The following is a 17,025-nucleotide window of genomic DNA, read 5'->3' on the forward strand; positions in this document are numbered from 1 at the left end:
AAGCGCAGCGCCACCCGGCGTTTACCCCAGCTTTTCCATCCGCGTTTCCCCGTCGACCATCGACAGCTGGTAGAGCGAAAACGAACGGTGCTTTTCTATAAGCTGCGCCAGCTCCGGCGAGTGGCTGGTGAGCCAGATTTGCGAGTAGCGGCTGGCCTCGGCGATCAGGCTTGCGAGGGCGGGCAGCATCTGCGGATGCAGGCTGTTTTCCGGCTCGTTGAGGGCGATAAAGGCGGGCGGACGCGGGCTTAACAGCGCCACCGCCAGGCATAAAAAGCGCAACGTGCCGTCGGAGAACTCGGCGGGCTCCAGCGGGCGGGACAGCCCCTCGCGCTGCATCATCATCCGGAAACGGCCGCCGGTGTTGTCGCTGTAAAACACGCAGCCGGGGAAGGCCTGATCGAGGATACGCATCAGCAGCAGTTCGTCGCCAATTTCGACGATGGTCTGAAACGCGGCCGCCAGGTTTGCGCCGTCGCTGGCCAGCACCGGGGAGCGAAATCCCACCTGCGGCGCGCGGATGGCCGAGCCGGATGACACCGAAAACTCATGATAAAAACGCCAGTTACGCAGCGACTCGCGCATCTGCGACACTTCCGGATAGAGGTGCGGTTCACCCAGCTGCCCGAACACCGACTCGTTCTCATACAGCGTGCCGCTGTGGGTCACCTTTTCGTGATGCACGTTGTTCAGAAACACCGCCTGATTCTTACGCTTCATTAGCTGCGCCGAGGGGCGGCGGTGCTGGCCGCTCAGCCAGATAGACTCCTCTTTGATCACCGGGTCGAGCTGAAACTGCGACGGGTAGGGGAGCTTTTCGACAAACCCCACCTGCAATTCGTATTCGTAGGTTTCCGTTTCCACCGCCAGGCTCATGCGCCGCAGCTGGTCGCTACGGGTCTTGCCCGCCCAGAAGACCTTTAAAATCCCGCCTTCGTTCGCCAGCGCCTGAGAAAACTGCCCCTGCGCGGCGCTGTGCATCAGGTGGATCGCCTTATAGATATTTGATTTTCCTGTACCGTTGGGGCCAAAGACGATGTTGAGCTGTTCCAGCTCCAGCGACATCCGGCGGATCGAGCGGTAGTTATCAATGTGCAGGGTTTTGATCATCGTGGTACTCAGCGTTTGGGGATATGGCCTGTATATAGTTACAGTGTTTTAAGCCGAGCGCAAAAAAAAGACGACAGTGAGGTGTCGTCTAAACGGGGTACTGCCTTGGGCCTCTGTGGGTCAATGTGGGCCCTTGCATACTGCCCTTTACGAAACGGCCAGTCGGAGAGCCAGCGTGTCAGGGTACGGATCGAAGTAGTTTTGCGTCATCAAATACCGATCCGGGTATTCGGCCATGTAGTGCTTGAGAAGGGTCAGCGGCGCGAGAATCGGCAGCAGCCCGTCGCGATAGTGCAGGATCACGTCGCGAAGCTCGCCGCGCTGGCGGCTGTTGAGCTGGTCACGGAAATAGCCCTGTATATGCATCAGCACGTTAGTGTGGTTTTTCCGCGACGCAGGCTGCTTGAGGATTTCCATCAGCTTTTCGCGATAAACCACGAAGAACGCGTCCAGATCGTCCCACTGGTGCATAGAGGCTACAAACGGCCCAATCGCCCGATAGCCCGCCTGATGGTGCGCCAGCAGCTGTAATTTGTAGCGCGTGTGAAATTCCATCAGCCCGCGCCGGGTCAGGCCGTTGGCGCGCAGGGTGTTCAGCTCGTGGAGGGCGAAAACGCGCTCGACAAAGTTCTCCCGCAGCACGGGGTCATGCAGACGACCGTCCTCCTCGACGGGCAGCCACGGCCTGGCCTTCAGGAGGGCGGCGGTGAACAGCCCGACACCCTCCTTGCGGCCTGCATTACCCTTTTCATCGTACAGGCGCACGCGCTCCATGCCGCAGCTTGGGGATTTTGCGCAGACGATAAACCCGGCCAGATCGCTGGTTTTTGGCAGATAACCTGCCGCAAAGTCGGCCATTTTCTGCGTGGTGTCGTCGTGAGGCGGCTTGCTGAACCGCAGCTCGGTCGTGCCGTCGGCGGCGTTAATCAGGCGCAGGGCCGGACGCGGCGTCGGCAGCCCGATGGCCATTTCAGGACACACCGGGCGAAAGCTCACCCACTGGGCCAGGTCGTCCATGACAAAGCCCATCCGCTTGTGCCCGCCGTCGAAGCGAACGGCGGATCCGGTCAAACATCCGCTAATACCCAGTACCGGTTTCGTTGTCATGGTGTGTACCTCCAGTTCATATCATTAAAACTTACACAACATGGCATATTTGTCCAAGTATTGGAGGCGTTATTTTTTAAAGTCCTTTTAAATCAATATGATTTAGCTTCCCTTGTAGGTCGAGTAACCGTACTGGCTAAGCAGAAGCGGGATGTGCAGCTTTTCGTTGGTGCGGGTCACGGTGAACAGCACCGGGATTTCCGGGAAGAAGGAGTCCAGCTTTTTGCCGTGGAAGTAATCGGCGGTTTTGAAGGTCACTTTGTAGACGCCCGGCTGCATATCCTGGTCTTGTGGATAAAGCGACTTGATGCGTCCGTCCTGGTCGGTTTTGCCGCTGGCAAGCGGGGTCCATTTATCCTGGTCCTGCTTTTCAAGCGTCACGGTCACGCCCGGCGGTGGCGTACCGGTTTGCTGGTCGAGAACGTGAACGCTCAGCGTACCGGCAGGGGCGCTAAACGCAGCAGGGGAAAAGGCCGCAGAGGCCAGCAGCAGCAGAGGGAGCGTTTTTTTCATTGTCATTTTCCTGTTAAGTGGTCAGTCACAGGAAAACGTTAGCACTCGTGGCGCGAGAAAATATTCAACTTTTCGTGAACATTCCCGCAGGAGAAAATAATCAGAGGATAATTACCTCAAGGGAAACCTGCTGCTGCCACTGCTCGACCTGCTTTTTTCGCGCCGCCGTCAGCTTGCCGCTGGTGACCAGCAGCCATTTGCGATCCGGGAAAATTTCCGGCGCAAGCGCGGCGGGAGGCGTAGGGAGTATGTCGATACGGTGGCCCTGTCCGGTGCGCATTAACGCTTCGAGCCAGATTTCGGTCGGGTCGTTCAGGTGCCAGCCCGCGAGCAGGCTGTTATCGCCCGGCGCTTTTTTGTCGCCTTCAAGGCAAAACGAGGTATAGGCGATGAGAATGCCGTCGAGGATCTCGCGCAGGGTCATGGCGGCGGGCACGTTAGCCGACACCTGGCTGCGCAGCGGGCGCAGGACGTTTTTCACCAGCTCCGGTCGCGGATACTCGCGCCCCGCGTCGTAAATCATCTGGCGCAGGGATTCGATTTTGCCCTCCTGGAGCCGTTGCAGCAGGGTGTGTTGCAGGGTCTGCCAGTTGTTGGTGCGGCCCGAAGCGGGGCGCTCGAGCAGGGATTTTACCTGTCCGATGGGCACGCCTTTTTTCACCCAGTCGAGGATTTTGAGCGCCTGCTGAACGTCCTCTTCGCTGTACTGACGATGGCCGCCCTCCGTGCGCTGCGGCTTGAGCAATCCGTAGCGACGCTGCCATGCGCGCAGCGTGGTGGCGGTGATCCCGCTGAGTCTGGCGAATTCGCCAATCGAGTAGGCCATGTCAGTTTCCGATAGGGAAGAATAGTCTCAATATACTACGAATTTACCCGGACGCGATGTCGCGCCGCAGCGGTGCACTACACTTAACATCCAACCGCACAATTGAAAGGAATTCTCATGAAGCTATGGCCTGTTGTGACCGGTGTCGCCATTGCACTCACGCTGGTGGCCTGTAAATCCCCCACGCCGCCGAAGGGCGTAGAGCCTATTTCCGGTTTTGACGCCAGCCGTTATCTCGGCAAATGGTATGAGATCGCGCGTCTGGAAAACCGCTTTGAGCGCGGGCTGGAGCAGGTGACCGCCACCTACGGCGAGCGCAGCGACGGCGGCATCAGCGTGCTCAACCGGGGCTACGATCCGGTGAAAGAGGAGTGGAACGAGAGCGACGGCAAAGCCTACTTTACCGGCGCGCCAACCACCGCCGCGCTGAAGGTATCGTTCTTCGGCCCGTTCTACGGCGGCTATAACGTGATCAAGCTGGACGATAAGTACCAGTACGCGCTGGTCAGCGGCCCGAACCGTGACTATCTGTGGCTCCTGTCGCGCACCCCGTCTATCCCGGAATCGGTGAAGCAGGATTACGTCAACACCGCGCGTAGCCTGGGCTTTAACGTCGATAAGCTGATTTGGGTGAAACAGTAATCCCTACTGGTACGAAAACGTGATGCTGGCCAGCGCGTTGGCCGTGCCGGGCACCAGTTCCCCCGTGCGGATATAGTTCGCCTGGAAGGGCAGGGACAGGGTTTGTGCCGACGAGGTGCTCTGGATAAAGAACTGGTTAGCGGTGCCCGCCGCCGAGCTGTCTGGCCCCATCATCAGTGGCCCGGTGCCGTTATAAAAGAACTGCACCCCTACGCCGGACGCGGTTGAGTCGCCGGTTAACGTCACCACCGATGAGGTATTCGACGGCGTGGTCTGATCGGTCATCACCGCGTGAACCGCCACGTTCGCGTCGCAGGTCAGGCTGACGTTAAACGATCCCGACGGGGACGTGCTGCCCACGGCGGGCAGCGTATGAATATCAATATTGCCCAGCTCGACGTTCGCGCTTTTGGTGCCCACCGTACAGCCGCTTGCGGTCACCGTAATGGTGGTTGGGCTGATGATCACCTGTGCCGTTTTCACCTCGTTGTTATACGCGGTCAGGATGGCGGCGTTGATGGCGGGGATTTGATAAACGCCTGATTTCAAAGGCATGCCGGTTTTAATAAAGGTCACCTTGGCAGACCAGCCCAGATCGGACGCATAGCCGTTGGTTCCGTCCGCCGGATAGCTTTGCGTCATTCCGCTTTGCAGAGGTATCCAGGCCGAGCCGTTAAAGTCCTTCAACCCAATGATATAGCCCACCCCCTGCACCCCGGTTTCAAAGAGGGTGTAGTTCACCCCGTCAAGGGTGACCGTCATGCCGGTTGAAATAGCGCTGCTGCCGGGTTCCAGCGTGCCTTTGGAGCAGGTAAAAACCCAGCCGCACCAAAACACCTGCTGTACGCTGGCGGTGGCGCTCCACGTTGAGCCGATAATATTGCCCGGTATGACCGAATCTGCCGGCCCGCTGTAGGTCATCGGCTGAGGAGAGAGGGTGATGTCTGATTTCCATTCCAGCGCCTGTACGCTGGCGCAGAGCAGTAATCCGAGAATAAAAAACGCGAAACGCATTATTGATACTCCGTGGTCCAGGTGGCGATTGCCGAAACCTCTCCGGTGTTGATTGGCGCGCCCGTGGCGGCCAGCCGCGCATAGAAGGTCATTTTTACGCTGCCGTCCCCCGCAGAGCCGTAGGCGACGGTCTGGGTTTCGAGCGGGATCGGCACGCTGTCTTTATCGAGGATCTGCACCGCCACGCCGGTTGCGCCGCCGTCGGCAATTTTCAGCAGCTGCGGATCGTCATCGTCCGGCGTGCCGCTAAAGCGAATTTTTACCCCCGCGAAGGTTGGCCCGCACTCTTCAAGCGTCAGCACAAAGGGGGTTTTGATATTACTGACCGCCCCCGGGCGGGTGAATTGCTTCGCGCCGATGGTGCCCAGCGGAACGTCCTGCTCCTGAGAATCCGCCGCGACGATGCAGGTATTGCCAATTAAATTTCCGGTGACGGAAACCAGCACGTCGTAGCCGCGCACGGGGAGCGTGAAAACCAGCAGCAAAACCGTGCCGATCGTCCGAAGCGCTACTGACATACCGCCTCCTGTGAATAAAGGCCGGTGCGGGCGTTATAGTGTTGCTTATTCAGCGCGTAGTGAATGGTGCAGCGCTGGCCGCTGTTGCGACCCCACACGGCGCTCAGCGTGCCCTTTTCGGACAGGCCGGACAGATACAGGCTGCCGCCGTCCCCGACGATGCCGCTGGTTTTGTCATCATTCAGCGAGACCAGCGTGCCGAACGGGAGCACGTCCTTGCCGTGCCGCACGACGAACATCGCTTTTGCCCCTTTGTGCGTGACGAGAGTGGCGCGCACCAGCGCGCCGTCGGTAGGCGTTTTGTTGGCGATGGCGTTTTCCAGCTCCACGTCGTTACCCACCGTGGTAACGTCCAGCGCGACCTGATTGACGCGGTACGGCGTGGCGTAGGGGATCACCGCGTAGCCCCGGCTGTCGGTTTTGATGCCCTTATGGTTAAGCACGGAAACGTCGCTGGCGCCCGGCGCCTTCACCAGAATATTGGTATTGCCGAGCGGCTGGCTCAGGGTCAGGCCGTCTTCATGCAGCACCGCACCGCCGCTCAACCCGTAGCTAAGGTTGCGGGAGTCACGGGTATAGCTGTAGCCGAGGTTAACGTCCCCGCGCGCGCCTTCGTACTGCATCGCGACATCGCCGCCGTACTGCTGCTGTCGGCTGTAGCGCTGGTTAACGCTGTAATACAGGTTCTCTTCGCCCGGCAGATAACCGCTCACGCCCGTGCTGGCGGTGGTGCCGGTTGAATCCGCGTGGGTGGTGGTAAACCGGGCGCGGGTGGCCAGCTGCGGGTTGCCAAACGGCACCGAAACGGACAGCGCCACAATGTTGTCTTTCCTATTGTCGTACAGGCTGGTGCTGCGCTGAGCGCTCACGCCAAGCGATACGTTCTGGAACGTGGCATTCCACGCAAACTGTAGGCTTTGCGTGGTTTTCGACGTGTTCCAGTAGGTTTGCTGATCCCACGACAGCGACAGCGAGCCGTATTGCCCCATCGGCTGCGAGAGCAGCAGCTGGTTTTTAGCTTTGCGCGACATGCGCAGGTTATACACCTTGTCGTAGTGCGTGGTGACGGTGCCATCGTCCTCCACAACCTGCTTCGGCGCTCCGCCCGCCATTCCCCTGTAGGTGGTGTCGCTCAGGGTATAAAACCCCTTCGTGGAGTAGCGCAGCGAGAAGAAGTTAACCCGGGTGCCGATGTCGTTCAGCAGCTTGCTGTAGCGCAGGCGCACCGAATCGCCGCTGTAGTGCCGATCGTCCGCCAGCTGGCTGCGGGCGTGGGTCAGGTCAATGGAGTAGGCGCCAAACCGCCCCAGGTTTTGCCCAAAACCGAAGGCTAAGCCGTTATAGCGATCGGCCAACTGCGCCCCGCCGTAAAACGTCAGGCCGTAGCGCCAGCCGTAAAAGAGTTCGCCCTGGGCAAAAGAGGGCGCGTCCTGATCGCCCGTCGGGCGGTATTTCCCGGCGCCCAGGGCATATTTCATCTGCCCGTTGCGCACCAGGTTTGGCACGCTGGCAAAGGGAAGCGTGTACTGCGTCCTGCTGCCGTCGTTCTCCTCAATGGTGACCGCCAGATCGCCCCCCGACGAGGTTGGATAGAGATCTTTCAGCACAAAGGCCCCCGGCGGAACGGAGGTTTGATAGATAATGTTGCCGTTCTGGCGAACCGTCACGGTGGCGTTGCCGCGCGCGATACCGCGCACCTCCGGCGCATACCCGCTAAGGCTGGCCGGGAGCATGTTATCATCGGTTTTCAGGGCGATACCGCGCAGGCCTACGGAGTCGAAAACCTGCGATGAGGTATAGGTTTCCCCGGCGTACATCTGCGCGCGCAGGATGCGGATGTCCCGTTGCAGCCAGGTTTGCACGTGGGTGAGTTCATTGCTCTCTTTCGTCCAGGTGGTGAAATCACGCAGCCGCCACGCGCCCAGGTTGATGGCGCTGTTGAGGCTTGCAAACAGCTGCCGATCCCGCGTGCGCGTTTCGCCCTGATAGACATTGTTGGACCCATTCACCACATAGTTCAGCCACGCGGCGGGAATGCCCTCTTCCCAGCTTTCCGGGCTGACGTACCCGCGCGGCAGATTGCGCATTGCGCTTTGGGGCACGGTGAAGCTCAGGGTGAGGGTCTTCTGGTCCAGATCGAAGTGCGTGTCCGCATACGCCTTGCTCAAGACGATGCAGCGCTGGGTCGACGGCAGGGCGCCGCCTTTCGCCTGACGACTATCGATGCCCAGCGCGGCGAATTGTTCAGGGGTGAGGCAGGGGAGCGCTTCTCCCGCGCCGTCTTCAGCAATAAGGAACGTGACGTTTCCCGTGAACGCGTATTGGGTATTGATATACACGTTGAGGTTGTAATCGCCCGGCGGCAGCGCGCTCCCTGCGGTCACCCAGGCGAGATCGGCGCCGTTAGCGCTCTCGCCGTTGAGAAACGCGGGGTTAAACCGCAGTTCGCTTTCGGCAGCCACGGCTTGCTGAATCGCCAGAGAGATCGCCGTGGCGCACAGGATTTTTATTTTCACGTGGTCACGCCTTACTGTTTTTATTATTGGGACAACGACGCGCGCGTGGCGGGGGTCCATGCCCCAAAATCGTTAATTGTCTGATAGCTCATGCTGCCCGCGTGGCGAAAGCTTTCGGCCAGGGTCACGCTGCTTTTCGGGGGCACCATCACCGGCTGCACGGGCCGACCGTCGATGTTGACGTTGATGGTGGTGAGGTAGTACGGCGTTGGGTTCGTGAGCGTGACTCTTCCCGCGCGATACGCGCCCGTCAGGCTTTTCCAGGCTTCCGCTGCGCCTTCTGCGAGGTTGTCCGGCCGATAAAAGACCTTGATGCGATTGGCCGAGGCAAACTGTAGTGAATTCCCGGCGCCGTTTTTCACCTGCTGCGGGATGGCTTTTACCGTCATCCAGTAGAGCGTTTCCCGATCCCCGGGCAGCGCCTTACCGTTGAACATGATTTTCACCGCGCTTTCGCTGGCGGGTTTCATGACGTACAGCGGCGGCGTAATCACGAAGTCGTTGGTGCGTTCCCCTTTCTCGTTCTCCATCCACGACTGGATCAGGAACGTCGCGTCGGGATGGGTGTTTCTCACCTGCATCATTGACTGGGTGGTGGCGCTGGAGTAGACCATTCGCGTCGCGCCCAACCCCACGCCGCCGGCATACGCGGCGGAAGAACATAACGCGCCCGCCAGGCAAATCCATGTATTTACGCGCATAGTGCTTCTCCTGAAAGAAAGGTCAGGCCCGGCCGTTTACCGGGCCTGAACGTTACGAATAGGTCACGGTGTAGGTGGCGACAGCGCTGGCATCACCCGCCGTGGCGTTGCCCTCCGGCGAGTAATACTTCGCGCTGAAGTTCAGGGTGTTTTCACCCTTACGCAGAGGGATGGCCGCAGCCGGTTCACCCAGCTTCACCACGTTGCCCTGTTCGTCATAGAGGCGGATCGCCACGTGCTGCGCGGAGTTCGCGCCGCCGTTTGCCCCAACGGCCAGGCTGTTGGCATCCGCGTTATCCGGCGTACCGGTGAAGGTCACCGCCACGGTGGTGGCGGCAATCGGGTTGGTTTCCGTTGAGGCCGAGGTATCGGCGATTTCACACTCTTCCAGAGTGATGGCAAAGGCTTTTGCCGTGCTGGCTTCGCTGCCCGCAGCCGCCAGCGTCGCGGTACGGACTTCACCCATATCAACGTCAATGTTGGCGCTGCCTGCGCTGATGGCGCAGGCGGAGGTCACCACTTTGCCGCTAAAGTTCACGGTTCCGCCGCTGGTGCTGGCCGCGAGCGCGGTTCCTGCTGGCAGTAATGCAGCAATAGCGACCGCGAGCAGCGTTTTGGTAGTACATTGAGCTTTCATTGTCTTGATTCCATTATGTTGTTATGTCGAGAGTTGCTCTGAAAGCAGCAGGCCTAACTGGTTAAAAAGACCAGCAAATCTGTCTTGTTCCTGAGCCCCAGTTTTCTTATCGCTGAGCTTTTTAACGCGCTGACACGACGGTAAGAAAGCTGCTCTGTTTCGGCGATGTAACGCATATCCAGACCCTTTCGCAGTTCCTTCAATACTCTCCATTCACCCGGCGTCAGCGATAACGCCGCGGGTTTCTTCACTGGGCGATAGCGGTTATCGACCATTTTTAATAAGGTGGCTCGCCAGTAATAAAGCGGCTCCTGGAGCGAGATATAGGCGTCAATATCTCCCCGGATCCACAGCCAGGAATTCGCCGGTGCGGAATACATGCAAATAAGCACGCCGGGAAAGAGAACGCGCATCTTTCTGATATATTTCAGGCAGTCATATCCCGCGTGATATTTATCCGTGCCGGACAAAAAAATCACGTCTAAAGAGGTTGCCGCCAGCGTTGTTTCAATCTCCGCGTAATCATCGCCAGACGCTTTTATTTGTATATGCGGGGCGATATTTTTTAATAGCGCAGTAATCCCCTGGCGTGCTAAGTGATCTCCGCCCAATAGTGCGATATTTAAATGGCGGCGTTCGCTGCGTGTGTTCGCCATGTTATTCCCTCGATTTATAATTGTAATGAGACACGCCTGTCCGGCAGAACGATGCCTGTATTTTCGAAGCAATTAAGCATTGCACGTTGTGAGCTAACTATACTAAAGGCGTGAAAGAGGTAATCTGAATAAATCTTAATTTGTTTTAAGTGCAATTTACCCGCGGCGAATACTCTCTTCAATGAACCGGCGCTTGCTAATTTGCTTAAAAATAAGCATACCCGGACTTTTTAATGAAAAGTTAACGTTAATAAATGTTTTGTAAGGAAATAGTCCGATCGCGTCATGGGATGGCCCTGGTTACTGACGGTAACTAACAGTTTAGCGTTGAAATTGTTAACTAAGAGACCCGGTTTGAAGACGGCAACGATGCTGAAATTCGCCCGCATGGCGCATGAAGTCTGCTTTTCGCTAAAAGTCACAAATTAGGCTTTCTGAATAATTCAGACAGCGATGTCTGGGGCGTTCAACGGCGGCTTTTGTCGAGTTTTGTCAGTGTCAAGACAGCTGAAATGGCGGTTAAGAAAACTTCAGAAGCGCCTGAGAAACGCGTAAGAAAATTAAGATTTTTCGCCAGGTGCCGGGATATACAGTCGCGCACTAATCCGTCACATTAATCTTAATCAGGTAAAGGATACGTCGGTTAACCGTAAAGGGAAGCTACATGAGTCACAGGCGCTGGCCGGAGGTATTAAGCCCAATCTATGCACAAGCATTACATTATTAATGGCCAGGTAGAGTTTCACCCGGCTGCCAGCACGTTACGCGATCTCAACAATCCAGACCGGGTGGTGGTATTAAATTCCCCGGCGGGCCGTTGTTTGTTGTTATTAATAGATCGAATCGGAACCATTGTGACGCAACAGGAGTGTATGGATATTGTCTGGCAGCGTCGGGGGATGCTGGTTTCGCCAAATACCTATTACCAGAATATTTCTATTCTGCGTAAAGGGTTAAAGAAAGTGGGTTTTGAAAACGACCCGATCGTGACCATCCCGCGCATTGGACTGACGCTCGCAAGCGATACCAAAATCGTTATTAAACAGACGCCGCCGCAGAATACAGACGCCGCGGAGAACGTCCCCCCCGCGGTGGAAGAACCTGCTGCACTGGAGAGCGCTGAAGAGGCCCCTGCTCCGGCGGCATCGACGCGCCGCTTCTGGCTGCCGGGCGCGCTGGTGGCATTGCTGGTGCTGGCGGGCATAAGCGTGCTCAGCCACAGCCGGCTGCGCGACAGCTATTTTGTCGACGGGTATCGCTTCACGACGATGCTGGGCGAATGTCGGCTTTATTTAACCCGTGATATTGAAACCCAGCGCGATCGGGATAAGGCGCTGGCGTACGCCACACCCTTCAAGGATCAATGCGTGAACTATCCCTGGGTATACGTGAGCGGATACACCCTACTGCCGCGAGCTTCGGTGATCCGCTGCGACAGGCCGATGACCGAACCCAACCGCTGTATGTCTGATTATTTTATCGAGGATCGTTAGTATGGTTCGCTACCGTCAAATGCTCTTTGCGCTGGGTCTGTGCCTACTGATGGGGGCGGTGGTGGCGGGGTATTATCTCTGGCATCGCCATTACATTCAGCCCTTCGCCTGCCAGGCGAACTTTATCCAGCATCATCCTGATGAAACGCTCTCTCTGTGGCTGAACTACACGGTGGAGGGCAGCACCGGCATACTCAGTATGAATGGTCGGTTGAAAAGCGACCCTGAGAAGGTCCTGAATCGTAAAATTTTCTTTCAGGTGGAGCGTAAAGACAGCGTCTATACCCTGACGTCCGTTCGTAATATGGCTTTCCCTGATGACACCATCAGCAACAGCTGGCTGGAGAAGTACGAGCCGTTATTTTTTATCTACCCCAATAAGAGTATTTATATGCGAATTAAGCCGCAGCAGAATGATAGCTATTTATTTATTCTGGGCACGCTGCCGACCTATGTCTGCCATAAGTCTAAAAACGAGTAGCAAAAAATATTTCTTATTTTTGCCGTCGTCATTTATGCTTGATTGAATAGCTAAGATATACCTTAGAAATATAATAGCAGCAATAATGTTGCGATAATGTAAGTATTATTCTTCGGCAAGGTAATGAAAAATTTAATTGATGATCGCGGCAGGATGGCGCCTGCGCGGAATAAATCCCTGAATATGGGTTTACTCCTGTGGCCCCAGTTCTCGCTTCTGGCTTTTGCAGGGTTACTGGAGGCGTTACGCATTGCCTCCAGCGCCCAGAAGCGCAGTAAGAAAATAACCTTTAAGCTCAGCCTGATAAGTATTTCCCCTGACGAGCCGGTGGTAAGCAGTTCTGGTATCAGCGTGCTGCCGGAGGCCCCCCATGCCCCTCCCGACGCCTTCGACTACGTCGCGGTGATCGGCGGCAGCCTGGACCATCTCCACCGGGGGCATCCCGGCGACAGAGCGTTTCTCGCTAAGGCCCATGGCCACAACATCCCCCTGATAGGTATTGGCACCGGCAGCTTTATTCTGGCAGAGGAGGGCTTGCTGACCGAGCGACGCGCCTCGATTCACCCTCACCAATACGACGTTTTCACGCAGCGGTTCCCGCTGGTTTACGCCGAGCAGGGCCTCGATTTTATCGATGAAGGCGACGTGCTGACCTGCCCCGGTGGGATCTCGACGCTGACGCTGGTCACGGCGCTGATCCGCGACCACGCGGGTAACGACATTGCGACCACCACCTCCCGACGCCTCTCTCTGTCCCCCCATACTCCCGTTACGCCGCGACCGGCGAACATCTCTCTGATCCCCGATTCGCGGCTGCGCAGGGCGGTGACGATTGTCGAACAGTACCTGACGCACCCGCTCACGGCCGCCCGGCTCGCCGAGGACGTTAAGCTGAGCGAACGGCAGCTTAACCGCCTGTTCCACGCCGAGTTTGGCAAAACCGCGCGGGAATTTATTCGCAGCGCCAGGCTGCGCTACGCCTGCTGGCTGCTGAAAAACTCCCAGCAAAGCGTGACGGATATCGCGAGGCGGATGCGGTTTAGCGACTGCGCCCACTTTATTCGTCATTTTCAGACCGAGTACGGCTGTACGCCAGGGGTATGGCGAACGTTGCAGAACTGACGTAACGATACCGAGGGTGGGGAGATGCGGAGCCGGAAGTATGGGTTTAGGCTGGTTGTGTTTTGATTTAGACGGATTTTTATATCATCATCTTCACCATGAAAATAGAAACCGCAGTCCCCTCACAATTTGAACGACTCGTCGCGATCTGGGAGTCCTCCGTTCGCGCCACTCACCACTTCTTGCAGGAAAGCGATATTGCCGCCCTGCGTCCGCTGCTGCTCAACGCGTATTTGCCCAACCTCAAGGTTGTGATTGCTCGCGATGAATCCGGCGTTATTCACGGCTTTTTAGGCGTCGACGAAAACCGTATTGAAATGCTGTTTGTCGATGACGCGAGCCGCGGCAAAGGCGTGGGTAAATTATTGCTGAATTATGCGGTAGAACACTTTGGCGCGAATGAACTGGACGTGAACGAGCAAAACCCGCAGGGCGTCGCCTTTTATCGGCACATGGGGTTTGAGCAGATCGGCCGCTCAGAAGTGGACGGGCAGGGGAATCCGTTTCCGTTGCTGCATATGCGGTTGGGTAAATAGGGTTTGCTCCCTCTCACTTTGGGAGAGGGCTGGGGTGAGGGGACAAGCATCTCACCTGGCATAACTAAGGATTTTTATAATTAGCCTTCAGGCTCAGGTTGAACGGGTAAGCCTTGCTTACACGTTTCTTGCTGCGGCTTTCTCTCGTCCTGCTTGAGTATTCGGTCAGTAGTTTGGATTAATTCATCCGCCATTTTTTTCACACGCTGCTGGCTTGCTTCTGAGCGGGATGCAATCGCGTCGTCCAATGTTTTCATTTTGCCGCCTGAATATTGTTATTTGTCAGAGATCCTTCCTCAATAACTAATGTGCCAGTGCCCCCTGTATTTCTCGCAACCAAGCCTGCGCGCGTTTGTTCTCCTCCAGCAGCTTTTGCTCTGTCTCGCTATATGCCATCAGAACGATGCAGCCTTTCATCACCTTCACCGTGACCTGATGCCCGGTTTCAAACCCCGCCGCGCGCAGCCATTTGCCGGAAAGCGTGATATTCGGCGTGGATTTGTCGCGAACCTTCGGGCGATATCCCACAATTAACGAACGCTCGGTTCCGGTTTCGTCGGTGTCTGGGGTAGAATGCGAATCAGCTATAATCAACTCCTTGATAGTTGGTGAGGTTAGACGCCCTTTGGTGCTCCAACACTTCTGGGCGTTGTAGAATCCTGAATCCATGTGGTAGGTACCACATGCAGATAAACTAACCGAAGTGGTACCTACCATGCAAGAGAAAAAGAAACCAAATTTTGACCGCACCAAAAGCACCATGAAGAACATTCGATTTGAGGATGAGCTTTTGGAGCAGATTGAGAAAGCTGCGGGTAAGGGGAATTTTAGCAAGTGGGTTAAAGAGGCATGTAGATTACGGCTCTCAAAAGAATAATTAAAAGTAACGTTAAAGATTGGTGTGATTTTTTTATTAAAGGTTGGTATAGCTAACAATAACGTTATTATTAGCTATGATTAATTAATCAATGTATTTAATTATTATTGGGATCAATTATTGTCAGCCAAATTTATCCTTGAATTTCTGAGAGCTAACCCGACGGTTCATTTTCCCATTGCAGTTAGGACATAAATGTTGTTTTTTACCTTCGATAGTCCAGGTATGATATTTTTTTTTGAAAGAGATGCCACATATATCACATCGACTGGGTTTAAATATAGCACCAATAATACCTAATAAAACTATGCCACCAATAATCCATTCCACAATGTCTTTCCTTAACTAACTGTTATCTAAAGCAATTAGAAGAATAACATTTGCCACTTAATACAATAAGTGATCAAATTCACATTGTTTTTAATCAAGCTGCAAAACTATATAAGAATGACGTCAGGGAATATGTCATAAGAGCATCTGTGGTAAATTTTGGCGGAAGATCACAGGAGTCGAACCTGCCCGGGAACGCTGGCGCCCCCAACTGGATTTGAAGTCCAGCCACCTCACCGGAGATGACGATCTTCCGCGCCTCGATTGCTACATGGAGGCGGGCGCATTATAGCTACTTTCAGTCATTTACCACATACCCAGACCCACTTTTTTCACTCCTCTTTTGACCTGCATTCCCCTCTTGCCATTAATCTCTAAGGAAATCCTCAGGTTAGCAATTTGTGCGCCTCAACTTTTAACGCGATCACAAAAAAGAAGAAACATAACCTGCTAACCAGATATCAGAATACCCGCCCACCCATCAATGGTTTACAACATCTGCAACCGGTCTCAGCGCCCCCTACAGCGTGAAGGATAAAAACGATGAAAAGCGAAGTGTTGTCCGTTAAAGAGAAGATTGGCTACGGCATGGGTGATGCCGCGAGCCACATCATTTTTGATAACGTTATGTTGTACATGATGTTTTTCTACACCGATATCTTCGGCATTCCCGCCGGGTTTGTCGGGACCATGTTCCTGCTGGCCCGCGCTCTCGACGCGATCTCCGACCCCTGCATGGGGCTGATTGCCGACCGCACCCGCAGCCGCTGGGGCAAGTTCCGCCCGTGGATACTCTTCGGTGCCATCCCGTTCGGTATCGTCTGCGTGCTGGCCTACACCACGCCGGACCTCAGCCATAACGGCAAGCTGATCTACGCCGCCGTGACCTACACGCTGCTCACCCTCCTTTATACCGTGGTTAACATCCCGTACTGCGCGCTCGGCGGGGTCATCACCAACGACCCGACGCAGCGTATCTCGTTACAGTCCTGGCGCTTTGTGCTGGCGACGGCGGGCGGGATGCTCTCTACGGTGCTGATGATGCCGCTGGTGAACCTGATCGGCGGCGACGACAAAGCCTTTGGCTTCCAGGGCGGTATCGCCGTGCTGTCGGTGGTCGCCTTCCTGATGCTGGCGTTCTGCTTCTTCACCACCAAAGAGCGCATCCAGGTGCCGCCGAGCACCACCTCCATGCGTGAAGATCTGCGTGATATCTGGAAAAACGACCAGTGGCGCATCGTCGGGGTGCTCACCATCCTCAATATCCTCGCCGTCTGCGTGCGCGGCGGCGCGATGATGTACTACTGCACCTGGATTATGGGCTCGCCGGAAATTTTCGTCGCCTTCCTCACCACCTACTGCGTCGGCAACCTGATCGGCTCGGCGCTGGCGAAACCGCTCACCGACTGGAAGTGCAAGGTCAGCATCTTCTGGTGGACCAACGCCCTGCTGGCGGTGGCGAGCGTGGCGATGTTCTTCGTGCCGATGCACGCCACTGTCACCATGTTTATCTTCATCTTTGTGATTGGCGTGCTGCACCAGCTGGTAACGCCGATCCAGTGGGTGATGATGTCCGACACCGTCGATTACGGCGAATGGACCAACGGCAAACGCCTGACCGGCATCAGCTTCGCGGGCACGCTCTTCGTGCTCAAGCTGGGCCTGGCGCTGGGCGGCGCGCTCATCGGCTGGATGCTGGCAGGCGGGGGCTACGACGCCGCCGCGAAAACGCAGAACAGCACCACCATCAGCATCATCATTGGCCTGTTTACCCTGGCCCCGGCGGTCTGCTACGTGCTCAGCGCCATTATTGCCAAACGCTATTACACGCTCAAAACCCCCTTCCTGACCAAAATCATGGGCGAGCTGGCGCAGGGTGCGCGTCGCAATCAGCAGGAGTTTGAGAACCTGCCGATTAGCAAAGAATTACAGAACTAAGAGGACGA

The 17,025-nt window shown here is 56.0% G+C and carries 20 protein-coding genes and 1 tRNA gene; 7 read left to right on the forward strand and 14 right to left on the reverse strand.

From position 1 onward, the window contains the following. Positions 1–21 precede the first annotated feature (21 nt). The 4 genes from ACSVHP_RS11540 to ACSVHP_RS11555 form a co-directional block, all read right to left on the reverse strand. Positions 22–1,110 (reverse strand): AAA family ATPase, encoded by a 1,089-nt coding sequence (locus tag ACSVHP_RS11540; RefSeq protein ID WP_417313530.1) that lies wholly within the window; start codon positions 1,108–1,110, stop codon positions 22–24. Between the two features lie 147 nt (positions 1,111–1,257). Beyond that, the gene (locus ACSVHP_RS11545; protein ID WP_417313529.1) at positions 1,258–2,217 is read right to left on the reverse strand and encodes a YbgA family protein; all 960 of its coding nucleotides are present in this window, start codon (positions 2,215–2,217) and stop codon (positions 1,258–1,260) included. Positions 2,218–2,319: 102 nt separating this feature from the next. Next, entirely contained in the window at positions 2,320–2,730 is a 411-nt protein-coding gene (gene uraH / locus ACSVHP_RS11550; RefSeq protein ID WP_417313528.1) for a hydroxyisourate hydrolase, read from the reverse strand. 100 nt (positions 2,731–2,830) lie between these two features. Further along, positions 2,831–3,556: a MerR family transcriptional regulator gene (locus tag ACSVHP_RS11555; RefSeq protein WP_417313527.1), complete on the reverse strand. Its 726-nt coding sequence runs from the start codon at positions 3,554–3,556 to the stop codon at positions 2,831–2,833. A gap of 117 nt (positions 3,557–3,673) precedes the next feature. On the opposite strand from ACSVHP_RS11555, the gene ACSVHP_RS11560 reads away from it, so the two are divergent. Further along, on the forward strand, positions 3,674–4,198 hold the full coding sequence (locus tag ACSVHP_RS11560; RefSeq protein WP_234674124.1) for a lipocalin family protein: 525 nt from the start codon (positions 3,674–3,676) through the stop codon (positions 4,196–4,198). Positions 4,199–4,201: 3 nt separating this feature from the next. Here the strand turns inward: ACSVHP_RS11560 and ACSVHP_RS11565 are convergent, their stop codons facing one another. The 6 genes from ACSVHP_RS11565 to ACSVHP_RS11590 are packed head-to-tail and all read right to left on the reverse strand — an operon-like array spanning position 4,202 to position 10,240. Then, positions 4,202–5,212 carry a fimbrial protein gene (locus tag ACSVHP_RS11565; RefSeq protein WP_447551985.1) on the reverse strand — a complete coding sequence of 337 codons (1,011 nt, stop codon included), beginning with the start codon at positions 5,210–5,212 and terminating at the stop codon, positions 4,202–4,204. Further along, on the reverse strand, positions 5,212–5,730 hold the full coding sequence (locus ACSVHP_RS11570; RefSeq protein ID WP_447551986.1) for a fimbrial protein: 519 nt from the start codon (positions 5,728–5,730) through the stop codon (positions 5,212–5,214). Before ACSVHP_RS11570 ends, ACSVHP_RS11565 begins: the two co-directional genes overlap by 1 nt. Continuing rightward, positions 5,721–8,246 (reverse strand): fimbria/pilus outer membrane usher protein, encoded by a 2,526-nt coding sequence (locus ACSVHP_RS11575; protein WP_447551987.1) that lies wholly within the window; start codon positions 8,244–8,246, stop codon positions 5,721–5,723. The genes ACSVHP_RS11570 and ACSVHP_RS11575 overlap by 10 nt, the downstream gene beginning before the upstream one ends. Positions 8,247–8,269: 23 nt before the next feature. Further along, on the reverse strand, positions 8,270–8,947 hold the full coding sequence (locus tag ACSVHP_RS11580) for a fimbria/pilus periplasmic chaperone (protein ID WP_447551988.1): 678 nt from the start codon (positions 8,945–8,947) through the stop codon (positions 8,270–8,272). Positions 8,948–8,999: 52 nt separating this feature from the next. Continuing rightward, positions 9,000–9,584: a fimbrial protein gene (locus ACSVHP_RS11585; RefSeq protein ID WP_447551989.1), complete on the reverse strand. Its 585-nt coding sequence runs from the start codon at positions 9,582–9,584 to the stop codon at positions 9,000–9,002. Positions 9,585–9,637: 53 nt separating this feature from the next. Further along, positions 9,638–10,240: a LuxR C-terminal-related transcriptional regulator gene (locus ACSVHP_RS11590; protein WP_447551990.1), complete on the reverse strand. Its 603-nt coding sequence runs from the start codon at positions 10,238–10,240 to the stop codon at positions 9,638–9,640. 704 nt (positions 10,241–10,944) lie between these two features. Between ACSVHP_RS11590 and ACSVHP_RS11595 the strand changes: the two genes are divergently transcribed. The 4 genes from ACSVHP_RS11595 to ACSVHP_RS11610 all read left to right on the forward strand — a co-directional run bounded on the left by ACSVHP_RS11595 (position 10,945) and on the right by ACSVHP_RS11610 (position 13,872). After that, positions 10,945–11,733 (forward strand): winged helix-turn-helix domain-containing protein, encoded by a 789-nt coding sequence (locus ACSVHP_RS11595; protein ID WP_447551991.1) that lies wholly within the window; start codon positions 10,945–10,947, stop codon positions 11,731–11,733. A 1-nt stretch (position 11,734) separates the two neighbouring features. Next, positions 11,735–12,214, forward strand: a complete 480-nt coding sequence (locus tag ACSVHP_RS11600) for a hypothetical protein (RefSeq protein ID WP_234674132.1) — start codon at positions 11,735–11,737, stop codon at positions 12,212–12,214. Between the two features lie 123 nt (positions 12,215–12,337). Continuing rightward, positions 12,338–13,336, forward strand: a complete 999-nt coding sequence (locus ACSVHP_RS11605; RefSeq protein ID WP_447551992.1) for a GlxA family transcriptional regulator — start codon at positions 12,338–12,340, stop codon at positions 13,334–13,336. A 98-nt stretch (positions 13,337–13,434) separates the two neighbouring features. Next, positions 13,435–13,872, forward strand: coding sequence for an acetyltransferase (locus ACSVHP_RS11610; RefSeq protein WP_447551993.1), 438 nt, complete (start codon positions 13,435–13,437; stop codon positions 13,870–13,872). A gap of 80 nt (positions 13,873–13,952) precedes the next feature. Here the strand turns inward: ACSVHP_RS11610 and ACSVHP_RS11615 are convergent, their stop codons facing one another. After that, on the reverse strand, positions 13,953–14,129 hold the full coding sequence (locus ACSVHP_RS11615; protein ID WP_447551994.1) for a hypothetical protein: 177 nt from the start codon (positions 14,127–14,129) through the stop codon (positions 13,953–13,955). A gap of 46 nt (positions 14,130–14,175) precedes the next feature. Beyond that, positions 14,176–14,460 carry a SymE family type I addiction module toxin gene (locus ACSVHP_RS11620; protein ID WP_447552040.1) on the reverse strand — a complete coding sequence of 95 codons (285 nt, stop codon included), beginning with the start codon at positions 14,458–14,460 and terminating at the stop codon, positions 14,176–14,178. A 127-nt stretch (positions 14,461–14,587) separates the two neighbouring features. On the opposite strand from ACSVHP_RS11620, the gene ACSVHP_RS11625 reads away from it, so the two are divergent. After that, positions 14,588–14,749, forward strand: a complete 162-nt coding sequence (locus tag ACSVHP_RS11625; RefSeq protein WP_234674137.1) for a YlcI/YnfO family protein — start codon at positions 14,588–14,590, stop codon at positions 14,747–14,749. A gap of 123 nt (positions 14,750–14,872) precedes the next feature. Here ACSVHP_RS11625 and ACSVHP_RS11630 read toward each other — a convergent pair whose 3' ends face one another. Next, positions 14,873–15,079, reverse strand: coding sequence for a hypothetical protein (locus ACSVHP_RS11630; RefSeq protein ID WP_447551995.1), 207 nt, complete (start codon positions 15,077–15,079; stop codon positions 14,873–14,875). Between the two features lie 160 nt (positions 15,080–15,239). Continuing rightward, positions 15,240–15,334, reverse strand: a tRNA-Sec gene (locus ACSVHP_RS11635). Between the two features lie 288 nt (positions 15,335–15,622). Between ACSVHP_RS11635 and ACSVHP_RS11640 the strand changes: the two genes are divergently transcribed. Continuing rightward, positions 15,623–17,017 (forward strand): glycoside-pentoside-hexuronide family transporter, encoded by a 1,395-nt coding sequence (locus tag ACSVHP_RS11640; RefSeq protein WP_447551996.1) that lies wholly within the window; start codon positions 15,623–15,625, stop codon positions 17,015–17,017. The last annotated feature ends 8 nt before the right edge of the window (positions 17,018–17,025 follow it).

Source organism: Enterobacter sp. 186315 (assembly GCF_053290175.1).

Bases quoted from the DNA above. Each gene is read 5' to 3' on its own strand.
- ACSVHP_RS11540 (WP_417313530.1), bottom strand. From the start codon at position 1,110: ATGATCAAAACCCTGCACATTGATAACTACCGCTCGATCCGCCGGATG.
- ACSVHP_RS11545 (WP_417313529.1), bottom strand. From the start codon at position 2,217: ATGACAACGAAACCGGTACTGGGTATTAGCGGATGTTTGACCGGATCC.
- uraH (WP_417313528.1), bottom strand. From the start codon at position 2,730: ATGAAAAAAACGCTCCCTCTGCTGCTGCTGGCCTCTGCGGCCTTTTCC.
- ACSVHP_RS11555 (WP_417313527.1), bottom strand. From the start codon at position 3,556: ATGGCCTACTCGATTGGCGAATTCGCCAGACTCAGCGGGATCACCGCC.
- ACSVHP_RS11560 (WP_234674124.1), top strand. From the start codon at position 3,674: ATGAAGCTATGGCCTGTTGTGACCGGTGTCGCCATTGCACTCACGCTG.
- ACSVHP_RS11565 (WP_447551985.1), bottom strand. From the start codon at position 5,212: ATGCGTTTCGCGTTTTTTATTCTCGGATTACTGCTCTGCGCCAGCGTA.
- ACSVHP_RS11570 (WP_447551986.1), bottom strand. From the start codon at position 5,730: ATGTCAGTAGCGCTTCGGACGATCGGCACGGTTTTGCTGCTGGTTTTC.
- ACSVHP_RS11580 (WP_447551988.1), bottom strand. From the start codon at position 8,947: ATGCGCGTAAATACATGGATTTGCCTGGCGGGCGCGTTATGTTCTTCC.
- ACSVHP_RS11585 (WP_447551989.1), bottom strand. From the start codon at position 9,584: ATGAAAGCTCAATGTACTACCAAAACGCTGCTCGCGGTCGCTATTGCT.
- ACSVHP_RS11590 (WP_447551990.1), bottom strand. From the start codon at position 10,240: ATGGCGAACACACGCAGCGAACGCCGCCATTTAAATATCGCACTATTG.
- ACSVHP_RS11595 (WP_447551991.1), top strand. From the start codon at position 10,945: ATGCACAAGCATTACATTATTAATGGCCAGGTAGAGTTTCACCCGGCT.
- ACSVHP_RS11600 (WP_234674132.1), top strand. From the start codon at position 11,735: ATGGTTCGCTACCGTCAAATGCTCTTTGCGCTGGGTCTGTGCCTACTG.
- ACSVHP_RS11605 (WP_447551992.1), top strand. From the start codon at position 12,338: ATGAAAAATTTAATTGATGATCGCGGCAGGATGGCGCCTGCGCGGAAT.
- ACSVHP_RS11610 (WP_447551993.1), top strand. From the start codon at position 13,435: ATGAAAATAGAAACCGCAGTCCCCTCACAATTTGAACGACTCGTCGCG.
- ACSVHP_RS11615 (WP_447551994.1), bottom strand. From the start codon at position 14,129: ATGAAAACATTGGACGACGCGATTGCATCCCGCTCAGAAGCAAGCCAG.
- ACSVHP_RS11625 (WP_234674137.1), top strand. From the start codon at position 14,588: ATGCAAGAGAAAAAGAAACCAAATTTTGACCGCACCAAAAGCACCATG.
- ACSVHP_RS11640 (WP_447551996.1), top strand. From the start codon at position 15,623: ATGAAAAGCGAAGTGTTGTCCGTTAAAGAGAAGATTGGCTACGGCATG.